Raw genomic sequence first — 11,528 nt, forward strand, 5'->3', positions numbered from 1 at the left:
GCGAAGTGTGCGCCCTAACCTTGCAGACCTCCCTGAAAAAAGGACTGCTCCTATGCCTCTTCGAGTCGATGAATCCAACCCCGAGCAAAAAGTGTGTTTTTTCACCGTTGAACATGGCGAGGAAATTCGCATTTGCGACACCTTGGAAGTCATGACGGATAGCGAAAAATCCATGTCGTTCGTGGAAATAGAAGGCCGGCGCGTTTACATCACCGAGGCAGAAGCTGACGCCTTGACCGTCGCAGGCGCCAAGGACGGTCGCAAACACCTGAAAGCCGACGAGAGTGATTCGGTGATTTGACTGACCTTGATCAACACCGCGCGCAAACGTCTGCGATAGGCGTTTGCGCCCACGCCTGCGGGCTGCTTCAACTTGTCGCAGGCGCCGCGCGAAAACGCATCTGATCCGCTTTTTATTGAAATACCTGAGTCTGTTATGCAAACAGATCGACGCTCATAGTGCTCTGGCCTGATGGAGGCTGATGAGCGAATGACCATGAGCGAACAAATCCCCGTCCGAACCGTAGAAGTAACGCCCGCTATAAAGAGTGTGCCCGCACGCCCAATGAAGGCGACGGCCAAATCCAGCGACAACCAGATCCACACCCGCAGCTTCACCGGCCTGTTCCGCACCCTGCGCATGAGCGGCGCGGGTTTTCTGTTTGTGCTGTTTTTCGGCACGGTGTGGCTGAACTGGGGCGGACGTCAGGCGGTGCTCTGGGATCTTTCCGAAAGCAAATTCCACATCTTTGGCGCGACATTCTGGCCGCAGGATTTCATTCTGCTTTCGGCTCTGCTGATCATCGCCGCGTTCGGCCTGTTCGCCATCACCGTGTTTGCCGGTCGGGTCTGGTGCGGCTACACCTGCCCGCAGAGTTCGTGGACGTGGATCTTCATGTGGTGCGAGAAGATCACCGAAGGCGAGCGCAACCAGCGCATCAAACTGCAAGCCGCGCCGTGGAGTCTGAACAAGCTGGCTCGGCGCGCGGCCAAGCACACCCTATGGCTGGCGATCAGCGTGCTCACCGGCCTGACTTTCGTCGGTTACTTCACGCCGATCCGGCCATTGGCCGAAGAACTGCTGACCCTGCAAATCGGCGGCGTCAGCCTGTTCTGGGTGCTGTTCTTCACTGCTGCCACTTACATCAACGCCGGTTGGCTGCGCGAGGCGGTGTGCATGCACATGTGTCCGTATGCGCGGTTCCAGAGCGTGATGTTCGACAAGGACACCCTGGCGATTTCCTACGACGTCGCCCGTGGCGAGAACCGTGGCCCGCGTAAACGCGACGTGAAACCGCTGGAAGCCGGCCTGGGTGATTGCATCGACTGTCAGTTGTGCGTGCAGGTCTGCCCGACCGGCATCGACATTCGCGACGGCTTGCAGATGGAGTGCATCGGCTGCGCCGCGTGCATCGATGCCTGTGACTCGATCATGGACAAAATGAATTACCCGCGTGGTTTGATCCGCTACAGTTCCGAGCGCGAATTGCAGGGTGGCAAGACCCATCTGATGCGCCCCCGACTGATTGGCTACAGCGTGGTGCTGGTGGCGATGATCGGCGCGTTGGCATTGGCGCTGATCGTGCGGCCTATGGTCTCGCTGGACGTGACCAAGGATCGCGGCTTGTTCCGTGAAAACGGTCAGGGCCAGATCGAAAACATCTATAGCCTCAAAGTCATCAACAAGACCCAGCAACGCCAGGATTACCACCTGAGCCTGGTCGATGGCGACGGCTTCCAGTTGCAAGGCAAGACGGAGTTGAGCCTGGCCCCGGGTGAGATTGTCGATGTGCCGGTGTCGGTGGCGATGACCACGGAACGCCCGGCCAGCAGCTCGCAGACCTTGAGTTTCAAGATTGCCGACAGTGATGAGCCTGAGGTTTACAGCGTGGCGAAGAGCAGGTTTGTTGCGCCGATGAATCGTTGAGCCGTTAGAATCTTTTCCCCTCACCCCAGCCCTCTCCCAGGGGTAGAGGGGGCCGACCGAGGTGTCTGTCGCTATACATCGACCTGAGAAACCGAGTCGATTATGGATTCAACAAAGCATTCTCAGGTCGAGTCGATTATGGATTCGGCGAAGCACTTTCAGGTCGGTGTAGTTCACAAGCATCCCCCAATCAGTCCCCTCTCCCTCTGGGAGAGGGCTAGGGTGAGGGCTTCCTCCCTGACACACCTCAATAACACCAGCACCAAGGTACTCGATGAAACGCTACGAAAAATTCGCCGACGACATCGCTGAACTGATCCGCTCCGGCGTTCTTGGCCCCGGCCAGCGCGTGCCTTCGGTGCGCTACGCCAGCCAGACCTACGGCGTCAGCCCGTCCACGGTGTTTCAGGCCTACTACCTCCTTGAACGTCGTGGCCTGATCCGCGCCCGACCGCGCTCCGGCTACTTCGTCAACACCCATGCACCGAGCCCGTTTTCCGAGCCGGTGATCAGTAGCCACGTCAACGACTCCACCGAAGTCGACGTCAGCGAACTGGTGTTCTCGGTACTCGATTCGATCAAGGACCCAAGCACCATCCCCTTCGGCTCGGCATTCCCCAGCCCTACCCTGTTCCCGCTGCAACGTCTGTCGCGCTCGCTGGCCAGCGCTGCCCGCGAGATGGATCCGCGCATGGTCGTCACCGACATGTCGCCGGGCAACCCGCAACTGCGCCGGCAGATCGCCCTGCGCTACATGGTTGGCGGCCTGATGCTGCCGATGGAAGAATTGCTGATCACCAACGGCGCCCTCGAAGCGCTGAACCTGTGCCTGCAAGCCGTGACCGAACCGGGCGATCTGGTGGCGATCGAAGCCCCGGCCTTCTACGCCAGCCTGCAAGTACTCGAGCGGCTGAAACTCAAAGCAGTGGAAATCCCCGTACATCCACGCGACGGCATCGACCTCGGCGTGCTCGCGCAAACCCTCGAACGTCACCCGATCAAGGCCTGCTGGTGCATGACCAGTTTCCAGAACCCGATGGGCGCCACCATGCCCGAGGCGAAGAAACAGGAACTGGTCGAGCTACTGCGCCGCCATCAGGTGCCGCTGATCGAAGACGATGTCTACGCTGAACTCTATTACGGTCAACAGGCACCAAAACCGGCCAAGGCTTTCGACACTGAAGGTCTGGTGATGCACTGCGGCTCGTTCGCCAAGAGCCTGGCCCCCGGTTATCGCATCGGCTGGGTCGCTGCCGGGCGCTATGCGCAGAAAATCGAACGACTGAAACTGATGACCTCGCTGTGTGCCTCGATGCCAGCGCAAGCAGCGATTGCCGACTACCTGCAACACGGCGGCTACGACCGGCATCTGCGCAAACTGCGTTACGCCCTGGAAGAACAGCAGAGCGCGATGTTAGCGGCCATCGCCCGTTACTTCCCGGCGCAGACGCGGGTCAGCCAGCCGGCGGGCGGCTACTTTCTGTGGCTGGAACTGCCACCGCAGATGGATTCGCTTAAGTTGTTTCAGATGGCACTGGCGCAAGGCATCAGCATCGCCCCGGGGCCGATTTTCTCGCCGACGCAGCGCTTCAGGAATTGTATTCGGTTGAATTATGGCAGCCCTTGGACCGAGGATTCGGAAAAGGCCATGGAGACGTTGGGGCGGATTGTGCGGTCGTTCTGACAAGTTATTGCTGCCCCGTCAGAAGCTATCGCGAGCAGGCTCACTCCTACAGGGGAACGCATTCCAAATGTAGGAGTGAGCCTGCTCGCGATAGGGCCAGAGCGGTCACCGCTGAATTAACGCCCGCCCCCCAAATCAACAAACGTCCCGGTCGCATACGACGCCTTGTCCGACAACAACCAGACAATCGCCTCCGCCACCTCATCCGGCCGCCCGCCACGGGCCATCGGAATTGCCGACTCCAGCTTGCTGACCCGATCCGGATCGCCGCTCAACGCGTGAAAATCGGTGTAGATATAACCCGGGCGCACCGCGTTGACCCGAATCCCCTCGCCCGCGACTTCCTTGGACAAACCGATGGTGAAGGTATCGAGCGCACCTTTGGACGCGGCGTAATCAACGTATTCGTTTGGCGAACCGAGACGCGAGGCCACCGACGACACATTGACGATACTGCCGCCCTGCCCGCCGTGCTTGGGCGACATGCGCAGGATCGCGTGCTTGGCGCAGAGGATCGGCGCCAGGACATTGGTTTTCATGATCTTGAGAATGCGAAATTCGGACATTTCGTCGACCCGCGACTTTTGCCCGACGGTGCCAGCATTGTTCACCAGGGCGGTGACCCGGCCCAACTCGGTGTCGACCCGATGGAACAGCGCGATCACTTCGTCTTCGATGCTGACGTCGGCGCGCACGGCGATGGCTTGGGCGCCCAATGCGCGAACTTGCTCCAGCACGCTTTGCGCGGCTTGCTCATCCGACTGATAGTTGATGCAGATCCGATAGCCTTGCTCGGCAGCCAACAACGCCGTAGCGGCGCCAATCCCGCGCCCGCCACCGGTGATCACAATGACTTTATCCATGCTGGCCTTTCCCCCCAATGCACACGTAACAGTCGGGGGGAAGAATAACCGCCATTGGCGGGTTTTGCATGGAGTCTGTGGTGTCTGGACAGACGTCTTCGCGAGCAGGCTCGCTCCCACAGGGGTATGCATTCCAAATGTGGGAGCGAGCTTGCTCGCGAAGAACGATAACGCGGTCGATCAGACCACCGCCACCTGCTCGCCCCGCGCAATATCCCGCATGAATTTATCTGCCGGCATCGGATGCCCCAGCAGATAACCCTGCAACGAATCACAGCCCAGCTCAGTCAGAAACGCCTGCTGCACACCGGTTTCCACGCCTTCAGCGACAATCCGCAACCCAAGCGCCTGCCCCAACGCAACGATCGCCGAGACGATCGCCGCATCATCACTGTCATGCTCAAGATCGCGCACAAAACCACGGTCGATCTTCAGCTCGTTGGCCGGCAAACGCTTGAGGTACATCAGGCTGGAATAACCGGTACCGAAGTCATCGATCGACAGATCGACGCCCATGTCCGACAACTCCTGCAGTACCGTCATGCTCGCATCGGCATCGCTCATCGCCGTGGTTTCGGTGATTTCCAGGGTCAGACTGTTGGCCGGCAAGTGGTGGGTGGCCAGCGCCTTGGCCACGCTGCGCACCAGACCGGTGTGGCAGAACTGCAACGCCGACAGGTTCACCGCAATCCGCCAATCGGTGTAACCGAGCACGTACCACTCGCGCATCTGCCGGCAGGCTTCATTGAGCACCCATTCACCGATCGGAATGATCAGCCCGGATTTCTCCGCCAGTTCGATGAACTTGTCCGGCATCAGCATGCCGTGAATCGGGTGCTGCCAGCGCAGCAACGCTTCCGCGCCGACCGGACGGCCATTGGCGGCGTCGAACTTCGGCTGGTAATACAGACTGAACTGGCTGTGCTCCAGCGCCGCGCGCAGATCTTGCAACAACTGCAATTGCTTGCGCGCGTTGTTGTTCATCGACGCGTCGAAGAAGCTGTAACCGTTTTTGCCGCCGCCCTTGGCGTGGTACATCGCCGCGTCGGCGTTCATCAGCAGTTCCTGCGCGTTCTGGCCATTGCCCGGATACAAGGCGATGCCGACGCTGGCGGAGATCTGCAAGTCATGCTCGGCGACACGAAACGATTGCGCAATCAGACCGACCTGACGTGCCGCCAGCCCGAGCGCGTCATTGGGTTCGGTCAGGCGCACCAGCAACACGAATTCATCGCCACCGATGCGCGCCAGTGTGTCCGGGCCGCGCAAGTCTTCACGCAGACGCAACCCCACTTCGCGCAACAACTGGTCGCCCATATGGTGACCGAAGGCATCGTTGACCGGTTTGAAGCCGTCCAGATCGATGAACATCAAGGCAAAACAGCCGCCCTGCTCGTGGACCTTTTTCATCGCCTGATTGATGCGGTCGTCCAGCAGCATGCGGTTCGGCAGGCCGGTCAGGGTGTCGTGCAGAGCCAGTTGCGTGAGTTCGCGGTTGGCCACAGTCAATGAGTGCGCCAGATCAGCGGTGCGCGCTTCCAGGCGTGCGTCGAGAATCGAGGTCAGCAAGGCAATCGACAGCACCGCCAACGTAGTGATCAACACCAGGCTGTCGAGGCCGTTGCCTTTCAAGCCATTGACAGTGGCACCGCAGAAACTGCCGTCAGGAAATTGTGCAGCCGCCATGCCGGTGTAATGCATGCCGACAATGGCGATGCCCATGATGATCGCCGCGCCGCCACGAATCAGGCGCACGTACGGCGAGTGCTGACGCAGGCGGAAAGCGATCCACAGTGCCGCAGCCGAGGCGCCGACGGCAATCAGCAACGAAGCGCCAAACAGCGTCGGGTCGTAATCGATCCCAGGCGTCATGCGCATCGCCGCCATACCGGTGTAATGCATGGCACTGATTCCGGTGCCCATGATCAACGCGCCAAACGCCAGTTGCAGAATCGGCAGCTTCGGCTGGCTGACCAGCCACAAGGCGAACCCGCAGGACAACACGGCAATCAGCAGTGACAGCGCGGTCAGAGTGATGTCGTAGCCAAGGTCGATCGGCAGTTTGAAGGCGAGCATGCCGATGAAGTGCATCGACCAGACGCCGATGCCCATGGCAAACGCACCACCGGCGGTCCAGAAATGCACCGCACGGCCCTTGGCCGTGGCAATGCGACCGGTGAGGTCGAGCGCGGTGTAGGAAGCGAGAATCGCCACGCACAACGAAATGAAAACCAGGGTGGAGGAATAACTACCGATGAGCATGGGATTTCTCGTGGCCACCCAACGCGGATTGCGTCCATTCTCGGTCGGGCAAATGCGGCGATTGTACTGATTGCGCAGAAGAACGCACTGACAAAGTAAGCAATTGGCCATCAAGCCGATGAAACGCTCGTTTGATCGGCCGACGAGGCTCTGGCGCGGCGTTCATAGCTTTGCTCAAAACTGAAATACATACCCGTAGGAGGCACATGGCGTCAGTTGGAGTTGCTTACGTCCAGTTGCCCGTCCCAACCACCGCCCAGCGCCGCTATCAATTGCACGCTGGCGATCAAGCGGCTTTGCAGAATGTTCAGCACGCTGCGCTCGTTGCTTAACGCTGTCGCTTGCACCACCACCACATCGATGTAGGCAATCAATCCAGCCTTGTACTGGTTTTCCGTCAGGCGCAGGGAGTCGCGGGCGGCATCGAGGGCTTCCTGACGCACCGCTGCTTCGTCTTCGTACACCTTGAGCTGCACCAGATAGTTTTCCACCTCGCGGAAACCGTCGAGCACGGTCTGGCGGTACTTGGCCACGGTCTGGTCGTACACCGCCTCGGTGCGCTCGACTTCTGCCGAGCGTATGCCACCGTCGAACAGCGGCAGCGCCAGTTTCGGCCCGACCGACCAGAAACGGTTCGGCAGGCTAACCAGATTCTGCGAGGTACTGCTGCTGTAGCCGCCGCTCAGGCTCAGGCTCAGGTCCGGGTAATACGCCGCTTTGGCCACGCCGATGTTGGCGTTGGCGGCAATCACCGAACGCTCTGCCGAAGCAATGTCCGGGCGGCGCTCGAGCAATTGCGATGGCAGGCTCAACGGCACCTGCGGCAGCTTTGGAATGGTCTGCACTTCGGCAATGTTGAAATCCGCCGGCGCTTGCCCGGTCAGCACGGCAATCGCATTTTCGAACTGCGCGCGTTGCCAGATCAGATCGACCAGATCGGCCTGGGTGCTTTTCAGTTGCGTCTGCGCTTGCGCTACCGCATCGCGCCCGGAAACCCCGGCGCGGTATTGGTTCTGGGTCATTTTCAGCGAGCGCTCATACGCCGCCACCGTGGCTTCGAGCAGACGTTTTTGCTGATCGATCACGCGCAATTGCAGGTAGTTCTGCACCAGCTCCGATTGCTGGCTCAGACGCATGGCCGCCAAGTCGGCAAAACTGGCCTGGGCGCTGGCCTCATCGGCTTCCAGTCCACGGCGCAGCTTGCCCCACACATCGGCTTCCCAACTGACACCCAGCTCAGCGTTATAGGTATCGCGAATACCACTGGACGAACTGCTCAGACTCGAACTGCTGCTGCCGGTGCCCTGACTGGAGCGGGTCTTGCCCAGGCTCAAGTCAACGCTGGGATAAAACGCTCCGCGAGCACTGCGTACCAAGGCCTGGGCCTGACGGTACTGGGCTTCCGACTGCGCGACGGTCTGGTTGGCGTTGTTGAGTTTTTCGATCAGTCCGTTGAGCTGCTGATCGCCGTATAACTCCCACCACGCACCACGGGCCAGCGAATCGCTCGGGTTGGCCTGAGTCCAGCCCTCGGCTTCCTTGTACTGGGCAATTTCAGCGGTCTGCGGACGCTGGTAGTCCGGGCCGACAGCGCAGGCGCTGAGCATCGCCACGCACAGCGACAGGCTCAGCAGACGCGAGCCGCGAGCAGTGGCCAGATTGAAAAGCGAACGGTCAGTCATAGCGGAGTTTCCAGAGCGGCGTCAGTACGCACGCCACGCCATTTGTTGAAACGATGGCGCAGCTTGTCGAGATAGAGGTAAACCACAGGTGTGGTGTAGAGCGTCAGCACCTGGCTGAAAATCAGTCCACCGATGATGGTCAAACCGAGCGGCTGGCGCATTTCCGCGCCTTCGGCCCGGCTGAGCAGCAACGGCAAGGCGCCGAGAATCGCCGCCAGCGTGGTCATCAGAATCGGCCGCAGGCGTTGCAGACAGGCACTGCGGATCGATTCCAGCGGCGACAGCCCTTGATGCCGTTCCAGTTGCAGCGCGAGGTCGATCATCAGAATGGCGTTTTTCTTCACCACGCCAATCAGCAGGAACAACCCGAGCAACGAGATCAGACTGAACTCGCCGCCCAGCGCATAGATCGACAGCAACGCGCCGACACCGGCCGACGGCAAGGTCGACAGAATCGTCAGCGGGTGGATGTAGCTTTCGTACAGCACGCCCAATACCAGATACACCGCCAACAACGCCCCGAGAATCATGAACGGTTGGCTCTTCTGCGTAGCGGCAAAGGCGTCGGCCGTGCCGGCCATTTTCGCGATGACATCTTCCGGCAGGCCGAGCTTGGCAATCGCCCGTTCGATTGCGGCACTGCCCTGCTCCACCGTCACGCCTTCGGCCATGTCGAAAGAGATGTCCTCGGAGGCGAACTGGCCTTCGTGGCTGACGCGATCATCTTCCAGGCTGCTCTCATAATGAGCGATCGTCGACAGCGGCACCCGCGCACCGTCAGCGGTGATCACCTGCACTTGCTTGAGAGTCACCGGGTCCTGGGCGTATTTCGGATTGACCTCCATCACCACCTGATACTGGTTGAGGCTGTCATAGATCGTCGAAATCTGCCGCTGGCTGTAGGCGTTGTTCAACACCGAGGTAACCATGTCCATGTCGATCCCCAGGCGCTTGGCCTGATCGCGGTCGACAATCAACGTCACTTGCTGGGCACCCTTGCCTTCACGCGCATCGATCGCGGTCAGTTCGGGCAACGCCCTTAACGCGGCAACCACTTTTGGATACCACTTGCGTAACTCGCCCAGATCGCCACTCTGCAGGATGTAGCTGTACTGCGAGGTAGTCTGTTCGCGGCCGCCGCCAAATTGCAGATCCTGATCCGCCATCAGCATCAGTTGCGCGCCGGGCACCTTGGGCATTTCCTTGCGCAGGCGCTCGATGACTTTCTGCGCGTTGAGCTGGCGCTCCTTGATCGGCTTCAGACGCACCAGCATGAAAGCGTTATTGGTGCCGTTGGAGCCACCGATGAACCCGGCGACACTTTCCACCGCTTCGTCCTTGAGCACGGCTCGGCGGAAGATTTCCATTTTCGGCTGCATCACACTGAACGACAGACCGTCGTCACCGCGCACGAAACCGATCAACTGGCCGGTGTCCTGCTGCGGCATGAAGGTTTTCGGCACCACCACGTACAGCGCGACGTTGACGCCGACGGTGATCAGCAAGCTGAGTAACGTCAGGCGCCGGTGGCGCAACACCCAGTCGAGGCTGGTGGCGTATTTGCCAACCATCCAGTCGTTGGTGCGGCGGCTCCAGCGTTGCAGGCGGTTTTCCTGCCCCGGTGTGTGCGGTTTGAGCCAACGGGCGCAAAGCATCGGCGTCAGCGTCAGCGAAACCACCAGCGAGACGACGATGGCCGCGGCCAGGGTGATGGAAAATTCGCGGAACAGACTTTCGACAATCCCACCCATGAACAGAATCGACAGAAACACCGCGACCAGCGAGACGTTCATCGACAGCAAGGTGAAACCGACTTCCTTGGCCCCGAGGTACGCGGCCTGCATCGGTTTGACGCCTTCGTCGATGTGCCGGGAAATGTTCTCCAGCACCACAATGGCGTCGTCCACCACCAGCCCGGTGGCCAGAATCAGCGCCATCAGTGACAGGTTGTTCAGCGAGAAACCGTAGAGGTACATCACCGCAAAGGTGCCGACCAGCGACACCGGCACGGCCAATGTCGGAATCAGCGAGGCGCGGAAGTTACCGAGGAACAGGAACACCACCAGAATCACCAGCGCCACGGCAATCAGCAGGGTCATCTCGGCTTCATGCAGAGTGGCCTTGATCACCGGCGAACGGTCCATGGCCAGATTCAGTTTCACACTGGCCGGCAACACCGCTTGCAGGGCCGGCAGTTGCGCCTTGATCTCGTTGACCGTCTCGATGATGTTAGCGCCGGCCTGGCGGTTGATCACCAGCAGCACCGCCGCGTCATCGTTGAAGAAGCCGCTGTTGTAGCGGTCTTCGACGCCGTCGCTGACTTTGGCCACATCCTTGAGGCGCAGCGCGGCGCCGTCGGCATAGTGGATGATCAGTGACTCGTAATCCTTGGCTTTTTCCAACTGGTCATTGGCCTGGATCTGCCACAAGCGCTGACCGTCCTCGACCGAACCTTTCGGCCGGCGCACGTTAGCGTCGGCAATGGTCTTGCGCACATCGTCGAGCGCCACGCCGTACTGGTTCAGCGCCTGCGGTTCGAGCTCGATGCGCACCGCCGGCAACGAACTGCCGCCGATCTGCACTTCACCGACGCCCTGCACCTGCGACAGGCTCTGGGACAGAATGGTCGAAGCCAAATCGTAGAGCTGGCCTTTTTCCAGCACATCGGAGGTCAGCGACAGCACCATGATCGGCGCTTGCGACGGATTGACCTTCTTGTAGGTCGGCATGCTGCGCATACCGCTCGGCAACAGGTTGCGCGAGGCGTTGATCGCCGCCTGCACTTCCCGCGCGGCACCGTTGATGTCGCGGTCGAGATCAAATTGCAGAATGACCCGGGTCGAACCCTGACTGGAGCGGCTGCTCATGGTGTTGACGCCGGCGATTGCGCCGAACGAGCGCTCCAGTGGCGTCGCCACGGTGGACGCCATGACCTCCGGACTGGCGCCGGGCAGGCTCGCCTGCACGACGATCACAGGGAAATCCATTTGCGGTAACGGCGCCACCGGCAGCAGACCGAAGCTGACGCCGCCGAGCAGCATGATTGCCAGGCTCAGCAGCATCGTTGCGACTGGACGCTTGATGAAAGGACCGGAGAGGTTCATTGACCA

7 protein-coding genes are annotated in these 11,528 nt (G+C 60.3%); 3 read left to right on the top strand and 4 right to left on the bottom strand.

Translation table 11 applies throughout. The features are described 5' to 3' along the window. Positions 1-52 precede the first annotated feature (52 nt). The 3 genes from ACI514_RS11730 to mapR all read left to right on the top strand — a co-directional run bounded on the left by ACI514_RS11730 (position 53) and on the right by mapR (position 3,611). Positions 53-301, top strand: a complete 249-nt coding sequence (locus tag ACI514_RS11730; protein ID WP_038368975.1) for a DUF3203 family protein — start codon at positions 53-55, stop codon at positions 299-301. Between the two features lie 195 nt (positions 302-496). Further along, a complete protein-coding gene (ccoG, locus tag ACI514_RS11735) occupies positions 497-1,927 on the top strand; it encodes a cytochrome c oxidase accessory protein CcoG (RefSeq protein WP_405123861.1) in 1,431 nt (476 codons plus the stop codon). A gap of 274 nt (positions 1,928-2,201) precedes the next feature. Further along, the gene (gene mapR / locus ACI514_RS11740; protein WP_034155962.1) at positions 2,202-3,611 is read left to right on the top strand and encodes a GntR family transcriptional regulator MpaR; all 1,410 of its coding nucleotides are present in this window, start codon (positions 2,202-2,204) and stop codon (positions 3,609-3,611) included. Positions 3,612-3,727: 116 nt separating this feature from the next. On the opposite strand, the gene ACI514_RS11745 is transcribed toward mapR, so the two are convergent. From ACI514_RS11745 to ACI514_RS11760, 4 genes are all read right to left on the bottom strand, one after another. Further along, entirely contained in the window at positions 3,728-4,474 is a 747-nt protein-coding gene (locus ACI514_RS11745) for an SDR family oxidoreductase (protein ID WP_038368973.1), read from the bottom strand. 180 nt (positions 4,475-4,654) lie between these two features. After that, complete coding sequence (locus ACI514_RS11750) at positions 4,655-6,736, bottom strand: putative bifunctional diguanylate cyclase/phosphodiesterase (RefSeq protein ID WP_405123862.1); 2,082 nt, start codon at positions 6,734-6,736, stop codon at positions 4,655-4,657. Positions 6,737-6,948: 212 nt separating this feature from the next. Beyond that, positions 6,949-8,418 carry an efflux transporter outer membrane subunit gene (locus tag ACI514_RS11755; RefSeq protein WP_405123863.1) on the bottom strand — a complete coding sequence of 490 codons (1,470 nt, stop codon included), beginning with the start codon at positions 8,416-8,418 and terminating at the stop codon, positions 6,949-6,951. Beyond that, positions 8,415-11,522 (bottom strand): efflux RND transporter permease subunit, encoded by a 3,108-nt coding sequence (locus ACI514_RS11760; protein ID WP_116032998.1) that lies wholly within the window; start codon positions 11,520-11,522, stop codon positions 8,415-8,417. Before ACI514_RS11760 ends, ACI514_RS11755 begins: the two co-directional genes overlap by 4 nt. Positions 11,523-11,528 lie beyond the last annotated feature (6 nt).

Source organism: Pseudomonas sp. M20 (assembly GCF_045037865.1).
Taxonomy (GTDB): domain Bacteria; phylum Pseudomonadota; class Gammaproteobacteria; order Pseudomonadales; family Pseudomonadaceae; genus Aquipseudomonas.

What these genes read in the sequence shown, in the direction of transcription:
- ACI514_RS11745 (WP_038368973.1), bottom strand. Translation starts at nt 4,474, where the DNA reads ATGGATAAAGTCATTGTGATCACCGGTGGCGGGCGCGGGATTGGCGCC.
- ccoG (WP_405123861.1), top strand. Translation starts at nt 497, where the DNA reads ATGAGCGAACAAATCCCCGTCCGAACCGTAGAAGTAACGCCCGCTATA.
- mapR (WP_034155962.1), top strand. Translation starts at nt 2,202, where the DNA reads ATGAAACGCTACGAAAAATTCGCCGACGACATCGCTGAACTGATCCGC.
- ACI514_RS11760 (WP_116032998.1), bottom strand. Translation starts at nt 11,522, where the DNA reads ATGAACCTCTCCGGTCCTTTCATCAAGCGTCCAGTCGCAACGATGCTG.
- ACI514_RS11750 (WP_405123862.1), bottom strand. Translation starts at nt 6,736, where the DNA reads ATGCTCATCGGTAGTTATTCCTCCACCCTGGTTTTCATTTCGTTGTGC.
- ACI514_RS11730 (WP_038368975.1), top strand. Translation starts at nt 53, where the DNA reads ATGCCTCTTCGAGTCGATGAATCCAACCCCGAGCAAAAAGTGTGTTTT.
- ACI514_RS11755 (WP_405123863.1), bottom strand. Translation starts at nt 8,418, where the DNA reads ATGACTGACCGTTCGCTTTTCAATCTGGCCACTGCTCGCGGCTCGCGT.